Source organism: Pseudomonas sp. S3E12 (genome assembly GCF_001702295.1).
Taxonomy (GTDB): domain Bacteria; phylum Pseudomonadota; class Gammaproteobacteria; order Pseudomonadales; family Pseudomonadaceae; genus Aquipseudomonas; species Aquipseudomonas marginalis.
In genome coordinates this window covers 224,624-238,795 of sequence record NZ_MBDT01000008.1, presented here as the reverse complement: position 1 = coordinate 238,795, position 14,172 = coordinate 224,624, and the positions used below count along the sequence as shown (strand labels likewise).

Sequence of the window (14,172 nt, the reverse complement as noted above, 5' to 3'; positions counted from 1 at the left end):
CAGTTTCTCTAAGGCCGCAATTCGGCGGCAAAGTCATAACGGCGAAGCTCTGCGACAAAGTCGTAGTAGTCGTTGCGGCAGTAGGTGTCGGTGATTTCGATCGGCGTGTTGTCGGCGGTGTAGCCGACCCGGGTCATCAGCAGCATGGCGGTGCCGGGGGCGATGCCCACCAGCCTGGCGAATTCGTCCGAGGCGTTGATCGCCTGGATGTGTTGCAGGGCGCGAACGATGGGTTTGCCGATGCCTTCCAGGTATTCGTACAGCGAATGGCCGATGGCTTGCGGCTGCGGCAGTACCGAGGCGGGCATGGCGGTCATCTCGATGGCCATCACGGTGTCATCGGCCTTACGCAGGCGTTTGAGACGCGCGACCTTGTCGGTCGGCGACAGGCCCAGGCGGATCAGTTCTTCATGGGTCGGCGGGGTGATCTCGCGCTCCAGCCATTGGGAGCTGGGCACAAAGCCCTTGAGACGCAACATCTCGCTGAACCCCGACAAGCGCGACAGCGGCTGTTCCAGGCGTGGCGTGATAAAGGTGCCGGAGCCCTGGCTGCGGCGGATCAGGCCTTGGGCGAACAACACTTCCAGCGCTTTACGGGCGGTCACCCGCGAAATGCTCAGCTGTTCGCTGAGGGCGCGCTCCGAGGGCAGGGCCTGTTCGGATTTCCACTGGCCGGCATGGATCGCCGCTTCCAGGTTGCGGGCCAATTGCAGGTACAGCGGCGTGGATTGTTTGTCGTCGGGACGCAGCGTCAGGATGGGGTTCATCTATGAGGTTTCCGATGCGGTTATTGGAGTGTTGTCGCCCGGTATTGGTCGGAAGCTAATACCACTTAAATACCATGTCAATGCTGCCAAAACGGTGCGAGTACCGGTTTCAGGGCGCCTTAATGGTGCCTGGTATCAAGTGGTATTAGAGAGGTCTTTATCGCGCGCAGAAGTGCGCAGCCCGCGCGATGAACTGGTATTCACCGGCAGGCCTGGGCGGAGGAGGGAAAGATTTTTTAATTAAATTACGAACGGTCGAAGATTTACGGGCGGATCTCGATCAGCGTGCCGTCCTTGACCAGGTTCCAGACTTCGCGCATGTCGACGTTGCGCATGCCGATGCAGCCGTCGGTCCAGTCCAGGGTGTGAAACCACTGCTCCGGGTACTCTTCGGTGTCGGGCGTGCCGTGGATCATGATCATGCTGCCGGGCTTCACCCCTTCGCGGCGAGCGCGGGCGGCATCGCTGATATTCGGGTAGGAGATGTGCATGGACAGGTAGTAGCGGTCGCTGGTCTTGCGCCAGTCGATCCAGTACAGGCCTTCCGGGGTGCGGCGGTCGCCCTCGATCAGCTTGTGGCCCTTGGGGTTCTTGCCCAGGGAAATACGATAGGTCTTGAGGGGCTTGCCGTCGTTGATCAACTGCAATTGGTGGGCGGACTTGAGCACCAGGACTTTTTCGACCGTCTTGCCGCCCAGGGTTTCCACGGTAGAGGCCGGCGAAAGCGTGGCGAACGACAGGCAGATCAGAGCAAGCAACCAACGCATTAAAACGGTATCCCTGTGGCGACGAGCTGCCGAATGGTTATTGGGCGGGCTTGGAAAGAGGTGGCACGGCTTCGCTGCGCACCGGGAACGATTGCTGGCGGCGGTCAGCGAAAAAGTATTCTAGGGTACGCCCGACCGTGCGGAAAGCCAGCTCGGACCAAGGGATGTCCGCCTCGTCGAACAGCTGCACTTCGAGGCTTTCGGGGCCTGCGGCGAAGTCCAGGTCGACCAGTTCGGCACGGTAGAAGATATGCACCTGGCTGATATGCGGCACATCGATCAGGGTGTAGATGCTCAGGTTGCGCACCCGGGCGCAGGCTTCTTCCAGGGTTTCGCGCACGGCGGCTTGTTCGACAGTCTCGCCGTTCTCCATGAAGCCTGCGGGCAGGGTCCAGTAACCCAGGCGCGGCTCGATGGCGCGGCGGCAGAGCAGCACTTTATCGCCCCATACCGGCAGGGTGCCGGCGACGATATTGGGGTTCTGATAGTGAATGGTCGAGCAGTGATCACACACGAAACGCAGGTGGGCGTCGCCTTCGGGAATGCGCTGGGTAACCGGTTTACCGCACTGGCTGCAGAAATTCATGCTGGGGGTTCCTGGAAAGTGCGTCTATCTTGGCTTGGCTGGCAGGGCCCTGCAAGTTGTCGTTTAGCGACATGCTCCGGGTTTTGGGGTTGGGCGCCCGGCGGCTTTGGTGCATGATGCAAGGTAGCCAACAGACCGAGATGACTCATGCTGGACGAGCTACTTCGCCGGGTAAGCAATCACACCCCCCACACGCTGGAAACCGACGGGCGTTTCCCCGAGGCCGCGGTGCTGGTGCCGATTACCCGCAGTGACGAACCTGAGCTGATCCTGACCCTGCGCGCCAGCGGCCTGTCGACCCATGGTGGCGAAGTGGCCTTTCCCGGCGGGCGCCGCGACCCCGAAGACCCGGACCTGATCTTCACCGCCCTGCGTGAAGCCGAAGAAGAAATCGGCCTGCCCCCCGGCCTGGTGGAAGTCATCGGCCCGCTGAGCCCGTTGATCTCCCTGCACGGCATCCGGGTCACGCCCTATGTGGGGGTGATCCCCGACTACGTCGAATACCTGGCCAACGATGCCGAGATTGCCGCTGTCTTCAGCGTGCCTTTGGATTTTTTCCGACAGGACCCGCGCGAACATACCCACCGCATCGATTACCAGGGCCGCAGTTGGTACGTGCCCAGTTATCGCTTCGGCGAATACAAGATCTGGGGCCTGACGGCAATCATGATCGTCGAGTTGATCAACCTGCTTTATGACGACGCCCAGATCAGCCTGCACCAGCCGCCCAAGAGCTTCATCAATACCTAAGCCGTCGTTTGAACGGCCAGCCGTGAGGGAAAACCATGAAATACCGCCTGGGCGACGCCCGCGTCGAGACCCATCCACACAGCTGGGTGGCGCCGAATGCCACGCTGGTGGGCAAGGTCAAGCTGGAGGAGGGCGCCAATGTCTGGTTCAACGCAGTGCTGCGTGGCGACAACGAGCTGATCCTGATCGGCAAGAACAGCAACGTCCAGGACGGCAGCGTGATGCACACCGACATGGGCTACCCGCTGACCCTGGGCACCGGCGTGACCATCGGTCATAACGCCATGCTGCACGGCTGCACGGTCGACGATTACAGCCTGATCGGTATCAATGCGGTGATCCTCAACGGCGCCAAGATCGGCAAGCACTGCATCATCGGCGCCAACTCGCTGATCGGTGAAGGCAAGGAAATTCCCGATGGCTCCCTGGTGATGGGCTCGCCGGGCAAGGTCGTGCGTGAATTGACCGACGCACAGAAGCGGATGCTGGAAGCCAGCGCCGCGCACTATGTGCATAACGCCCAGCGTTACGCGCGGGATCTGGTAGAGCAGGAAGAATGAGTGCAGTTGAACGCCCCGTCGCCTCGCCGTGCGTGAGCATTTGCGCGCTGGATGATGACGATATTTGTACCGGTTGCCAGCGTACCGTGGATGAGATTACGCGTTGGAGCCGCATGGACAACGCCGAGCGGCGGGTGGTGTTGGGCTTGTGTCATGAGCGGGCTTTGGCGAATGGGTTGGTGTTTATGGCTTCTGGTAAATCCGGCGCCTGATAGATCGCCATCGGGAGCAAGCCCCCTCCCACATTTTGACCGCATTCCTACAGACTAAACGCGATTAAGTGTGGGAGGGGGCTTGCCCCCGATGAGGTCCGCCCAGACGACATATTTCCAAATGTGAAGTACCCTGTGCCCCTTGTTCACAGGTCCTTCGCCCCATGCTCTTCCTGATCGCCTACATCAGCAGTGTCGTGCTGATCAACTTCGCCTTCTCCACCGCCCCGCACCTGGATGTCATCTGGTCGGCCTGGGGCGGCCTGGTGTTTATCCTGCGCGACATGGTGCAGACCCGCTTCGGCCATGGGGCGATCATCGCCATGCTGGCGGCGCTGGTGTTGTCGTATATCACCTCCGACCCCTCCATCGCCCTGGCCAGCGCCACGGCATTCGCGGTGTCGGAATGCATCGACTGGCTGGTGTTCAGCATCACCAAGCGCCCGCTCCACGACCGCCTGTGGATAAGTTCGGCGCTGAGCATTCCCCTTGATACCTTTATCTTCTTCGGCCTGATCGGTGCGCTCACCCCTGCCGTGGTGGGCACCGCCTTGGCGTCGAAGTTCGCCGGGGTCACGGCGGTGTGGCTGATCATGGCCTGGCGCATCCGCAAGCGGGCCGTCGCCAACTGAGGCCAATTTTTACAGTTCATGTAAAATGCCGGCCTTTCTCCCCATGATCCGCTCCCCTGAGGACCTGAGATGACCCGAATCGGAACTCCATTGTCGCCAACCGCGACCCGCGTTTTGCTGTGTGGCTGCGGTGAGCTGGGCAAGGAAGTGGTGATTGAACTGCAACGCCTGGGCGTTGAAGTGATTGCCGTGGATCGCTACGCCAACGCGCCGGCCATGCAGGTTGCCCATCGCAGCCATGTGATCAACATGCTCGACGGTGCCGCCCTGCGTGCGGTGATCGAAGCGGAAAAACCGCACTTCATCGTGCCGGAAATCGAAGCCATCGCCACCGCGACCCTGGTGGAGCTGGAGGCCGAAGGCTTCACCGTGATCCCGACCGCCCGCGCCACGTCGCTGACCATGAACCGTGAGGGCATCCGTCGCCTGGCCGCCGAAGAGCTGGACCTGCCGACCTCGCCGTACCACTTCGCAGACACTTTCGAAGACTACAGCAAGGCCGTCCAGGATCTGGGCTTCCCCTGCGTGGTCAAGCCGGTGATGAGCTCGTCGGGCAAGGGCCAGAGCCTGCTGCGCAGCGTCGACGACGTGCAGAAAGCCTGGGACTACGCCCAGGAAGGTGGGCGTGCCGGTAAAGGCCGGGTGATCATCGAAGGCTTTATCGACTTCGACTACGAAATCACCCTGCTGACCGTGCGTCACATCGGCGGCACCACCTTCTGCGCGCCGGTCGGCCACCGTCAGGAGAAGGGCGACTACCAGGAATCCTGGCAGCCGCAAGCCATGAGCCCGATTGCCCTGGCCGAGTCCGAGCGTGTAGCCAAGGCAGTGACCGAGGCGTTGGGCGGTCGTGGCCTGTTTGGCGTGGAGCTGTTCATCAAAGGCGATCAGGTGTGGTTCAGCGAAGTGTCGCCGCGCCCCCATGACACCGGCCTGGTGACCCTGATTTCCCAGGACCTGTCGCAGTTTGCCCTGCATGCGCGCGCCATCCTCGGCCTGCCGATCCCGTTGATCCGTCAGTTCGGGCCTTCGGCTTCGGCGGTGATTCTGGTGGAAGGGCAGTCGACCCAGACCGCATTCGCCAACCTCGGCGCGGCCTTGAGCGAGCCGGACACGGCGTTGCGTCTGTTTGGCAAGCCAGAAGTGAATGGCCAGCGCCGCATGGGCGTGGCGTTGGCGCGGGATGAGTCGATCGAGGCTGCGCGGGCCAAGGCGACCCGTGCTTCCCAAGCGGTTGTGGTAGAGCTCTAAAAGCATCGGGGGCTTGCCCTGATGCCGGTCAGTTAAGCGTACATCGCCTCTTGTAGGAGCGAGCTTGCTCGCGAAAAACGTCAACGATAACGCGTGCTTCCTGAATGAACGCGGCGCCTGTGAGTTTTTCGCGAGCAAGCTCGCTCCTACAAAAAGCCTTAACTGACTGGCATTAGGGCTTGCCCCCGATAGCTGTTTATCAGGCAACCCTGTTCAAATCATTATCCCGCGTCTCTTTCAGGCACAGCACCGCAATCAAGCTGAGCAACGCTGCCGCCGACACATATCCGCCGACATAACTTAGCCCACCCATCGCCACCAGCTTGGTCGCGAAGAACGGTGCGGCCGAAGCGCCTACGATCCCACCCAGGTTATACGCCGCCGAAGCCCCGGTATAACGCACGCGGGTCGGGAACAATTCCGGCAACAGCGCACCCATCGGCGCGAAGGTCACGCCCATCAGGAACAGCTCCAGGGCCAAAAACAGCGCGACGGCCCAGGTCGAACCGTGGGTCAGCAGTGGCTCCATGGTGAAGCCCGACAGAATCGCCAGGACCGCGCCGACGATCAGCACCGGCTTACGCCCGTAGCGATCACTGGCCAAGGCCGCCAACGGTGTGGCCAGGCCCATGAACAGCACTGCAAAGCACAGCAACCCCAGGAACGTCTCGCGGCTGTAGCCCAGTGTCGAAACGCCGTAGCTCAGGGAAAACGCCGTGGTGATGTAGAACAGCGCGTAGCACACCACCATCGACGCGGCGCCCAGCAGGACCGGCAACCAATGCTGGCTGAACAGCTCCACCAGCGGCACTTTCACCGGGGCTTCCTTCGCCACGGCATTGGCGAACACCGGGGTTTCATGCAGCTTCAGGCGCGCATACAGGCCGACCATCACCAAGGCTGCGCTGAGGATGAACGGGATGCGCCAGCCCCAACTGCGGAACTGCTCGTCATTCAGGCTCATTGCCAGGATCAGGAACAAACCGTTGGCCGCCAGGAACCCGATCGATGGGCCCAGTTGCGGGAACATGCCGAACCAGGCGCGCTTGCCTTTCGGCGCGTTCTCGGTGGCCAGCAACGCTGCACCGCCCCATTCCCCGCCAAGCCCCAGGCCTTGGCCGAAGCGCAGCACACACAACAGGATAGGTGCCCAGGCACCGATGCTGTCATAACCGGGCAGCAGGCCGATCAGCGTGGTGCACACACCCATCAGCAGCAGCGAGGCCACCAGGGTCGACTTGCGGCCGATGCGGTCGCCGAAGTGGCCGAACAGCGCCGAGCCCAGCGGGCGCGCGATAAAGGCGATACCGAAGGTCAGGAACGACGCCAGCATCTGCGCGGTACCGGAAGTCTGCGGAAAGAACACCGGCCCGATCACCAGCGCGGCAGCCGTGGCATAGATGTAGAAGTCGTAGAACTCGATGGCGGTGCCGACGATGCTCGCGGTGGCGACACGTGCGGTCGAGTTGGTCGGGGCGGCGGTCGCGGCCTCGTTATAGGTGGTGCTCATGGCGGTATCCCTGACGGTCATTGCGCGTTTGGACGCGGATTATTATTGGGTCGAACACCCTTGGATCAGGGTTGTGCGCGGGGCGGCTCGGGATGGGAGCGAACACCGGTCGGACATGGTAAAGCGGTGCCTGGACACGCTGAGTGCGGGTAGCACGCGGTCGGGCGGGGGCTTGGGTAAGCCGCAGGGATTATAGGAAGGGGTTTGGAATTACAACAAGTGACTGGATTGCGGTTTATCAGGAAGTCATGCGGCCACAGGCATGTGGCTGGTATGCCAGATCAGGACCTTGCTGACGCGGTTGTCCTCGGTCTCGAGGATTTCCAGGCGGTAGCGGCCAATCTTCAGGCACACCGCGCAATCCGGAATGGTTTCCAGGGCCTCGGTGACCAGGCCGTTGAGGGTCTTGGGGCCATCGCTGGGCAGGTGCCAGCCCAGGCTCTTGTTCAATTCGCGGATCGACGCGGCGCCGTCGATGATATAGCGGCCATCGGGCTGCGCTTCGATATGCGGGTTGTCCGCACTTTGCTCGTTTTCGAATTCGCCGACGATTTCTTCGAGAATATCTTCCAGGGTGACGATACCCAGGACTTCGCCGTATTCATCCACCACCATGCCCAGGCGGCGCTGCTGCTTGTGGAAGTTCAGCAATTGCAGTTGCAGGGGCGTGCTTTCCGGGACGAAGTAGGGCTCGTAGGAGGCCTCGAGCAAGGCTTCCTTGGTCAGGCTGGCGTCCGGCAGCAGGTGCTGGATCAGCCGGGTGTTCAATACGGCTTCGACCTGGTTGATGTCACTGTGGAACACCGGCAGGCGAGTGCGCGGGGAGGTGCGCAGTTGCTCGATGATTTCTTCGATCGAGTCATCCAGGTTGATACCGTCCACTTCGCTGCGGGGCACCAGGATGTCATTGACGGTGATGTTGTCCAGGGCGTGGATGCCCGGCATGCCTGGGGTGCGGCGGTCGTCGGCCTCGGGCTGTGGTTCATCGCCGTGGTCGGGCTGTGGCTCGTCGCTGTTTTTCACCACGCCGGGCTTGCGGGCAAACGGGCGCAGCAGCAACAGGCTGATCCCATTGAGCAGCCAGGCGGCGGGGTAGAGGATTTTCAACGGCACGCCCAGCAATGTGTTGCCAAAGCCCAGCACCGCGTGCGGATGCCGGGTTGCCAGGGCGCGGGGCAGGTAGTCGGCCAGGATCAGCAGGACGGCGCAGGAGATCAGCCAGCCGAGCCACGGGCCGTTCTGTGCCCAGGCATAAATCGCCAACAGGGTGCAGAGGATGACCACGGCCGCACGGCACAGGCTGTTGCACAGGATCAGGCTGTGGCGCGGGAAGCTCAGGCGGGCAGCAGCCTTGTCGCCCTGGCGTGTACCGGGGCGCAGGGCCAGGAGGTGTTGTTGTGCGGCTTCGATGGCGGTAAACAGCGCCGCCCATAACACCAGCAGGGCGATTACCGCGAGCATCGGCCCCAGGGGCAAGTTGTCCATTTTGGCTGCCCGTCAGATATGCAGGATGTATTCGCGAACCAGCTTGCTGCCGAAATAGGCCAGCATCAGCAGGCAGAAACCGGCCAGGGTCCAGCGAATCGCCTTGTGCCCGCGCCAGCCAAGGCGGTTACGGCCCCACAGCAATACGCTGAACACCACCCAGGCCAGGCACGCCAGCAGGGTCTTGTGCACCAGGTGCTGGGCAAACAGGTTTTCGACGAACAGCCAACCGGAAATCAGCGACAGCGACAGCAGCGTCCAGCCGGCCCACAGGAAACCGAACAGCAGGCTTTCCATGGTTTGCAGCGGCGGGAAGTTCTTGATCAGCCCGGAAGGGTGCTTGTGCTTGAGCTGGTGGTCCTGCAACAGCAGGAGCAAGGCCTGGAACACCGCGATGGTGAACATGCCGTAGGCCAGGATCGACAGCAGGATATGGGCGAGGATGCCTGGCTCTTCATCGATCACCTGCACCGTGCCGGTGGGGGCGAACTGCGCGAGCAGCACCGTCAGCACGCCCAATGGGAAGAGCAGGACCAGCAGGTTCTCGACAGGAATCCGATAACAGGCCATCAGCGTCAGCGCAATCACCGCCGCGGCGATCAGGCTGGCGGCGCTGAAGAAGTCCAGGCCCAGGCCAACCGGCGTCATCAGGTGGGTGAACAGGCTCGCGGCATGGGCCAGCAGGGCGAGGACGCCCAGGCCGACCAGCAGGCGTTTGTCCGCCTTGGCGCCTTGGGCCAGACGAGAGCCCTGATAGAGGGTCGCAGCGGCATACAAGATGGCGGCGGCGAGGCTGGGTAGCAAACTGGGTGACAAGGGGAGCATAAATCCTGGTAGGCAAGCCCGAAAGGCGCTGAGTTTGGCATACACCTGCGTTCCACGAAAGACTCCAGGGCCAGACAGCGGGTGTGCATGGGCGCAGTCTTCGCTATAATCCGCGACCTGCCCACGCCGCAGGCTCGCCGAACGCTGTGTTTAATAGCGATTTACCACAGCCTGGGCCGCCATTACCTCGGTCTACCAATGCATTTCGATGAATAGGGCCTGAAAGGATCGCGCATGTTTGAAAACCTGACTGACCGTCTCTCGCAGACGCTGCGCCATGTAACCGGCAAGGCCAAGCTGACCGAGGACAATATTAAAGACACCCTGCGCGAAGTGCGCATGGCGTTGCTGGAAGCCGACGTCGCCTTGCCTGTGGTCAAGGACTTCGTCAACTCGGTCAAGGAGCGCGCGGTCGGCACTGAAGTGTCCCGCAGCCTGACCCCGGGCCAGGCCTTTGTGAAGATCGTCCAGGCCGAACTCGAAAGCCTGATGGGCGCGGCCAACGAAGATTTGAACCTCAGTGCCGTGCCACCGGCCGTGGTGCTGATGGCCGGCCTGCAAGGTGCGGGCAAGACCACCACCGCCGGCAAGCTGGCGCGCTTCCTTAAAGAGCGCAAGAAGAAGTCCGTGATGGTGGTGTCGGCCGACGTGTACCGTCCGGCGGCCATCAAGCAGCTGGAAATGCTCGCGGGCGAAGTGGGCGTGACCTTCTTCCCGTCCGACCTGAGCCAGAAGCCGGTCGACATCGCCAACGCTGCTATTAAAGAAGCAAGGCTCAAGTTCATCGACGTGGTCATCGTCGATACCGCCGGTCGCCTGCACATTGATGAAGAGATGATGGGCGAGATCAAGGCGCTGCATGCCGCGATCAACCCGGTCGAGACGCTGTTCGTGGTCGACGCCATGACCGGTCAGGATGCGGCCAACACCGCCAAGGCCTTCGGCGACGCGCTGCCGCTGACCGGCGTGATCCTCACCAAGGTCGACGGCGACGCCCGTGGCGGTGCCGCGCTGTCGGTGCGTGCCATCACCGGCAAGCCGATCAAGTTCATCGGTATGGGCGAGAAGAGCGAAGCGCTCGAGCCGTTCCATCCTGAGCGTATCGCCTCGCGTATCCTCGGCATGGGTGACGTGCTCAGCCTGATCGAGCAGGCCGAAGCGACGCTCGACAAGGACAAAGCCGATAAGCTTGCTAAAAAGTTGAAGAAGGGCAAGGGCTTCGACCTTGAAGACTTCCGCGACCAGCTGCAACAAATGAAGAACATGGGCGGCCTTGGTGGCCTGATGGACAAGCTGCCGAACATCGGCGGTGTGAACCTGGCGCAAATGGGCAATGCCCAGGGCGCGGCAGAGAAGCAATTCAAGCAGATGGAAGCCATCATCAACTCCATGACCCCGGCCGAGCGCCGCGACCCTGAGCTGATCAGCGGTTCGCGCAAGCGTCGGATCGCCATGGGTTCCGGCACCCAGGTGCAGGACATCGGGCGCTTGATCAAGCAGCACAAGCAGATGCAGAAGATGATGAAGAAATTCTCCGCCAAGGGCGGAATGGCCAAGATGATGCGCGGCATGGGCGGTATGTTGCCCGGCGGCGGCATGCCGAAAATGTAAAGTATTCGAGCGGGAGTTCACTCCTGCTCCGACCCACAGGGATGTGGGATCTCCAGCAAACCCGCCGTTGGCGGGGGCTGACCTGCCGTTTTAACCGACGGCTCTCTAGCAGATCTGAATGGCACGCTGATAGGCGCCAGAAAAAGACATTTGCAAAAGTCCGGATATTCCTTAGAATATGCGGCCTTTCGGGCACCTATGCCCGCTGTGCATTTAGATTTGCAGCACCGACTACAGGAACGATGTTCACATGCTAACAATCCGTCTTGCCCTTGGCGGCTCCAAAAAGCGCCCGTTTTACCACTTGACCGTAACTGACAGCCGCAACCCACGTGACGGCTCTCACAAGGAACAAGTAGGTTTCTTCAACCCGATCGCTCGTGGTCAAGAAGTCCGCCTGTCCGTGAACCAAGAGCGCGTAGCCTACTGGCTGAGCGTTGGTGCACAACCGTCTGAGCGTGTTGCCAAGTTGTTGAAGGACTCGGCTAAGGCCGCAGCCTGAGCAATATGAACGCGACGCCAACTGTTGCTGATGATTTGATCGTTATCGGCAAGATTTATTCTGTTCATGGCGTTCGCGGCGAAGTGAAGGTGTATTCCTTTACTGATCCGACTGAAAACCTGTTGCAGTACAAGACCTGGACGCTCAAGCGCGAAGGTAGTGTGAAACAGGTCGAGCTGGTCAGTGGACGCGGGAGCGATAAGTTCCTGGTCGCGAAGCTCAAGGGTCTTGATGATCGTGAAGAAGCTCGTCTTCTGGCCGGTTATGAGATCTGCGTGCCGCGCAACCTGTTCCCTGAATTGACCGACGGCGAGTACTACTGGTACCAGCTGGAAGGTCTGAAGGTTATTGATCAACTCGGGCAATTGTTCGGGAAAATCGATCATCTTCTGGAAACCGGCGCCAATGATGTAATGGTGGTCAAGCCTTGCGCTGGCAGCCTGGATGATCGCGAACGCCTGTTGCCCTATACCGAGCAATGCGTGTTGGCTGTCGACCTGGCGGCGGGCGAGATGAAGGTGGAATGGGACGCGGACTTCTAAGCGTGGCTAATTTGCGCATTGAAGTGATCAGTTTGTTTCCCGAGATGTTTTCCGCCATCAGCGAGTACGGCATCACCAGTCGGGCGGTGAAACAGGGGCTGTTGCAGCTCACCTGTTGGAACCCGCGAGACTACACGACGGATCGACATCACACTGTGGACGATCGCCCATTTGGCGGTGGCCCGGGCATGGTGATGAAGATCAAGCCCCTGGAAGATGCGTTGGTTCAGGCCAAGGCAGCCGCCGGGGAGAAGGCGAAGGTAATTTACCTGTCCCCTCAAGGCCGTCAGCTGAAGCAGGCTGGGGTCCGCGAACTGGCGAATGAGGAAGCACTGATCCTGATTGCCGGTCGCTATGAAGGCATTGACGAGCGGTTTATTGAAGCTCATGTCGATGAAGAGTGGTCGATTGGGGACTATGTCCTGTCTGGCGGCGAGCTGCCGGCGATGGTCCTGATAGATGCGGTTACACGACTGCTGCCTGGAGCTTTAGGGCATGCGGACTCCGCGGAGGAAGATTCCTTCACGGACGGTTTGCTGGATTGCCCGCACTACACCCGACCGGAGGTGTATGCGGATCAGCGTGTTCCCGACGTATTGCTAAGTGGCAATCACGCACACATCCGGCGTTGGCGTTTACAGCAGTCCCTTGGTCGGACCTATGAACGACGCGCCGATCTTCTGGAAAGCCGCTCGCTTTCTGGAGAAGAGAAGAAGCTGCTCGAGGAATACATCCTCGCGCGGGACGATAGTTAACAACGTATCGATGGTAGGTCCATTGACTTACCTTAGGAGCACAGCATGACTAACAAAATCATCCTTGCACTCGAAGCAGAGCAGATGACCAAAGAGATCCCTACCTTTGCCCCGGGCGACACCATTGTCGTTCAGGTGAAAGTGAAGGAAGGCGACCGTTCGCGTCTGCAAGCGTTCGAAGGCGTGGTAATCGCCAAGCGTAACCGTGGTGTGAACAGTGCTTTCACTGTTCGTAAAATCTCCAACGGTGTTGGCGTAGAGCGTACTTTCCAGACCTACAGCCCGCAAATCGACAGCATGGCCGTCAAGCGTCGCGGTGACGTACGTAAAGCCAAGCTGTACTACCTGCGTGACCTGTCCGGTAAAGCAGCTCGCATCAAGGAAAAACTGGCTTAAGTCCAGCTTCCCGATGCAGAAAAAAGCAGCCTACGGGCTGCTTTTTTGTGCCCGCGATTTGAGGTCCGGGATAGGATCTACCTGATTCCGCCACTTTTCTGTTCGAGTCCCTATGCCTGCCATCGACCATCCCCTGATCGACCGTTTCCTCGATGCCCTATGGCTGGAAAAAGGCCTGTCAGATAACACCCGCCAGGCCTACCGCAGCGACCTGGCGCTGTTCAACGGTTGGCTGCAGGAGAAACACCTGGAACTGATCAATGCCGGCCGCGAGCTGATCCTCGATCACCTGGCCTGGCGCCTGGAACAGAATTACAAGCCCCGTTCCACTGCACGATTTCTCTCCGGTGTACGTGGGTTTTATCGTTATTTGCTCAGGGAAAAACTGATCGCCCTCGATCCGACCCTGCAAATCGATATGCCGCAACTGGGTAGGCCTTTACCCAAATCCCTGTCGGAAGCCGACGTCGATGCCTTGCTCGCTGCGCCCGACCTCAGCGAACCCATCGGCCAGCGTGACCGAGCCATGCTGGAAGTGTTGTATGCCTGTGGCCTGCGGGTCACGGAGCTGATCAGCCTGACCCTGGAGCAAGTCAATCTGCGCCAGGGTGTGCTGCGGGTAATGGGCAAGGGCAGCAAGGAGCGGCTGGTGCCGATGGGGGAGGAAGCGATTGTGTGGGTCGAGCGCTACATGCGCGATGCCCGTAGCGAGCTGCTTGGTGGGCGGCCCAGCGATGTGCTGTTTCCCAGCCAGCGTGGCGAACAGATGACCCGCCAGACGTTCTGGCATCGCATCAAACACCAGGCCAAGGTCGCGGGGATCGGCAAGAGCCTGTCGCCCCACACCTTGCGCCATGCATTCGCCACCCATTTGCTCAACCACGGTGCGGATTTGCGCGTGGTGCAAATGCTGCTCGGGCACAGCGACTTATCCACCACCCAGATCTACACCCATGTGGCGCGTGCGCGCTTGCAGGATATGCATGCCAAGCACCACCCGCGAGGCTGAAAAGCGCCAATT

At 60.7% G+C, this 14,172-nt stretch carries 17 protein-coding genes; 11 read left to right on the top strand and 6 right to left on the bottom strand.

Annotated features, from left to right (window positions below; all coding sequences use genetic code 11):
* Window positions 1-8 precede the first annotated feature (8 nt).
* The 3 genes from BB029_RS11295 to BB029_RS11285 all read right to left on the bottom strand — a co-directional run bounded on the left by BB029_RS11295 (window position 9) and on the right by BB029_RS11285 (window position 2,120).
* The gene (locus BB029_RS11295; protein ID WP_065939225.1) at window positions 9-767 is read right to left on the bottom strand and encodes a GntR family transcriptional regulator; all 759 of its coding nucleotides are present in this window, start codon (window positions 765-767) and stop codon (window positions 9-11) included.
* A gap of 263 nt (window positions 768-1,030) precedes the next feature.
* Window positions 1,031-1,534, bottom strand: coding sequence for a murein L,D-transpeptidase family protein (locus BB029_RS11290; protein WP_027605448.1), 504 nt, complete (start codon window positions 1,532-1,534; stop codon window positions 1,031-1,033).
* 37 nt (window positions 1,535-1,571) lie between these two features.
* Window positions 1,572-2,120: an NUDIX hydrolase gene (locus BB029_RS11285; RefSeq protein WP_065939224.1), complete on the bottom strand. Its 549-nt coding sequence runs from the start codon at window positions 2,118-2,120 to the stop codon at window positions 1,572-1,574.
* 147 nt (window positions 2,121-2,267) lie between these two features.
* Here BB029_RS11285 and BB029_RS11280 point away from each other — a divergent pair, with 147 nt between their 5' ends.
* The 5 genes from BB029_RS11280 to purT all read left to right on the top strand — a co-directional run bounded on the left by BB029_RS11280 (window position 2,268) and on the right by purT (window position 5,525).
* On the top strand, window positions 2,268-2,870 hold the full coding sequence (locus BB029_RS11280; protein ID WP_015885706.1) for a CoA pyrophosphatase: 603 nt from the start codon (window positions 2,268-2,270) through the stop codon (window positions 2,868-2,870).
* A gap of 35 nt (window positions 2,871-2,905) precedes the next feature.
* Entirely contained in the window at window positions 2,906-3,430 is a 525-nt protein-coding gene (locus BB029_RS11275) for a gamma carbonic anhydrase family protein (protein WP_065939223.1), read from the top strand.
* Window positions 3,427-3,642, top strand: coding sequence for a DUF1289 domain-containing protein (locus tag BB029_RS11270; protein WP_034115014.1), 216 nt, complete (start codon window positions 3,427-3,429; stop codon window positions 3,640-3,642). Before BB029_RS11275 ends, BB029_RS11270 begins: the two co-directional genes overlap by 4 nt.
* Window positions 3,643-3,806: 164 nt before the next feature.
* Complete coding sequence (locus BB029_RS11265; RefSeq protein ID WP_065924836.1) at window positions 3,807-4,274, top strand: VUT family protein; 468 nt, start codon at window positions 3,807-3,809, stop codon at window positions 4,272-4,274.
* A 69-nt stretch (window positions 4,275-4,343) separates the two neighbouring features.
* Window positions 4,344-5,525 (top strand): formate-dependent phosphoribosylglycinamide formyltransferase, encoded by a 1,182-nt coding sequence (purT, locus tag BB029_RS11260; protein WP_065939222.1) that lies wholly within the window; start codon window positions 4,344-4,346, stop codon window positions 5,523-5,525.
* 199 nt (window positions 5,526-5,724) lie between these two features.
* On the opposite strand, the gene BB029_RS11255 is transcribed toward purT, so the two are convergent.
* From BB029_RS11255 to BB029_RS11240, 3 genes are all read right to left on the bottom strand, one after another.
* On the bottom strand, window positions 5,725-7,035 hold the full coding sequence (locus tag BB029_RS11255; protein ID WP_053135602.1) for an MFS transporter: 1,311 nt from the start codon (window positions 7,033-7,035) through the stop codon (window positions 5,725-5,727).
* Between the two features lie 246 nt (window positions 7,036-7,281).
* Window positions 7,282-8,520: a transporter associated domain-containing protein gene (locus BB029_RS11245; protein WP_065939220.1), complete on the bottom strand. Its 1,239-nt coding sequence runs from the start codon at window positions 8,518-8,520 to the stop codon at window positions 7,282-7,284.
* A 12-nt stretch (window positions 8,521-8,532) separates the two neighbouring features.
* Window positions 8,533-9,345, bottom strand: a complete 813-nt coding sequence (locus BB029_RS11240; protein WP_065939219.1) for an inner membrane protein YpjD — start codon at window positions 9,343-9,345, stop codon at window positions 8,533-8,535.
* Between the two features lie 234 nt (window positions 9,346-9,579).
* Here BB029_RS11240 and ffh point away from each other — a divergent pair, with 234 nt between their 5' ends.
* From ffh to xerD, 6 genes are all read left to right on the top strand, one after another.
* The gene (gene ffh, locus BB029_RS11235; RefSeq protein WP_003175900.1) at window positions 9,580-10,956 is read left to right on the top strand and encodes a signal recognition particle protein; all 1,377 of its coding nucleotides are present in this window, start codon (window positions 9,580-9,582) and stop codon (window positions 10,954-10,956) included.
* 250 nt (window positions 10,957-11,206) lie between these two features.
* Complete coding sequence (gene rpsP, locus BB029_RS11230; RefSeq protein WP_003238923.1) at window positions 11,207-11,458, top strand: 30S ribosomal protein S16; 252 nt, start codon at window positions 11,207-11,209, stop codon at window positions 11,456-11,458.
* Window positions 11,459-11,463: 5 nt separating this feature from the next.
* Window positions 11,464-12,000 (top strand): ribosome maturation factor RimM, encoded by a 537-nt coding sequence (gene rimM, locus BB029_RS11225; protein ID WP_027605457.1) that lies wholly within the window; start codon window positions 11,464-11,466, stop codon window positions 11,998-12,000.
* Window positions 11,982-12,755, top strand: a complete 774-nt coding sequence (trmD, locus tag BB029_RS11220) for a tRNA (guanosine(37)-N1)-methyltransferase TrmD (protein WP_016977714.1) — start codon at window positions 11,982-11,984, stop codon at window positions 12,753-12,755. The genes rimM and trmD overlap by 19 nt, the downstream gene beginning before the upstream one ends.
* 45 nt (window positions 12,756-12,800) lie before the next feature.
* Entirely contained in the window at window positions 12,801-13,151 is a 351-nt protein-coding gene (gene rplS, locus BB029_RS11215) for a 50S ribosomal protein L19 (RefSeq protein ID WP_003175895.1), read from the top strand.
* 112 nt (window positions 13,152-13,263) lie between these two features.
* Window positions 13,264-14,160, top strand: a complete 897-nt coding sequence (gene xerD / locus BB029_RS11210) for a site-specific tyrosine recombinase XerD (protein ID WP_065939218.1) — start codon at window positions 13,264-13,266, stop codon at window positions 14,158-14,160.
* The last annotated feature ends 12 nt before the right edge of the window (window positions 14,161-14,172 follow it).

What these genes read in the sequence shown, in the direction of transcription:
- BB029_RS11290 (WP_027605448.1), bottom strand. Translation starts at nt 1,534, where the DNA reads ATGCGTTGGTTGCTTGCTCTGATCTGCCTGTCGTTCGCCACGCTTTCG.
- ffh (WP_003175900.1), top strand. Translation starts at nt 9,580, where the DNA reads ATGTTTGAAAACCTGACTGACCGTCTCTCGCAGACGCTGCGCCATGTA.
- BB029_RS11295 (WP_065939225.1), bottom strand. Translation starts at nt 767, where the DNA reads ATGAACCCCATCCTGACGCTGCGTCCCGACGACAAACAATCCACGCCG.
- BB029_RS11255 (WP_053135602.1), bottom strand. Translation starts at nt 7,035, where the DNA reads ATGAGCACCACCTATAACGAGGCCGCGACCGCCGCCCCGACCAACTCG.
- rpsP (WP_003238923.1), top strand. Translation starts at nt 11,207, where the DNA reads ATGCTAACAATCCGTCTTGCCCTTGGCGGCTCCAAAAAGCGCCCGTTT.
- BB029_RS11275 (WP_065939223.1), top strand. Translation starts at nt 2,906, where the DNA reads ATGAAATACCGCCTGGGCGACGCCCGCGTCGAGACCCATCCACACAGC.
- xerD (WP_065939218.1), top strand. Translation starts at nt 13,264, where the DNA reads ATGCCTGCCATCGACCATCCCCTGATCGACCGTTTCCTCGATGCCCTA.
- trmD (WP_016977714.1), top strand. Translation starts at nt 11,982, where the DNA reads ATGGGACGCGGACTTCTAAGCGTGGCTAATTTGCGCATTGAAGTGATC.
- BB029_RS11270 (WP_034115014.1), top strand. Translation starts at nt 3,427, where the DNA reads ATGAGTGCAGTTGAACGCCCCGTCGCCTCGCCGTGCGTGAGCATTTGC.
- BB029_RS11240 (WP_065939219.1), bottom strand. Translation starts at nt 9,345, where the DNA reads ATGCTCCCCTTGTCACCCAGTTTGCTACCCAGCCTCGCCGCCGCCATC.
- purT (WP_065939222.1), top strand. Translation starts at nt 4,344, where the DNA reads ATGACCCGAATCGGAACTCCATTGTCGCCAACCGCGACCCGCGTTTTG.
- BB029_RS11245 (WP_065939220.1), bottom strand. Translation starts at nt 8,520, where the DNA reads ATGGACAACTTGCCCCTGGGGCCGATGCTCGCGGTAATCGCCCTGCTG.
- BB029_RS11285 (WP_065939224.1), bottom strand. Translation starts at nt 2,120, where the DNA reads ATGAATTTCTGCAGCCAGTGCGGTAAACCGGTTACCCAGCGCATTCCC.
- rimM (WP_027605457.1), top strand. Translation starts at nt 11,464, where the DNA reads ATGAACGCGACGCCAACTGTTGCTGATGATTTGATCGTTATCGGCAAG.
- BB029_RS11280 (WP_015885706.1), top strand. Translation starts at nt 2,268, where the DNA reads ATGCTGGACGAGCTACTTCGCCGGGTAAGCAATCACACCCCCCACACG.
- rplS (WP_003175895.1), top strand. Translation starts at nt 12,801, where the DNA reads ATGACTAACAAAATCATCCTTGCACTCGAAGCAGAGCAGATGACCAAA.
- BB029_RS11265 (WP_065924836.1), top strand. Translation starts at nt 3,807, where the DNA reads ATGCTCTTCCTGATCGCCTACATCAGCAGTGTCGTGCTGATCAACTTC.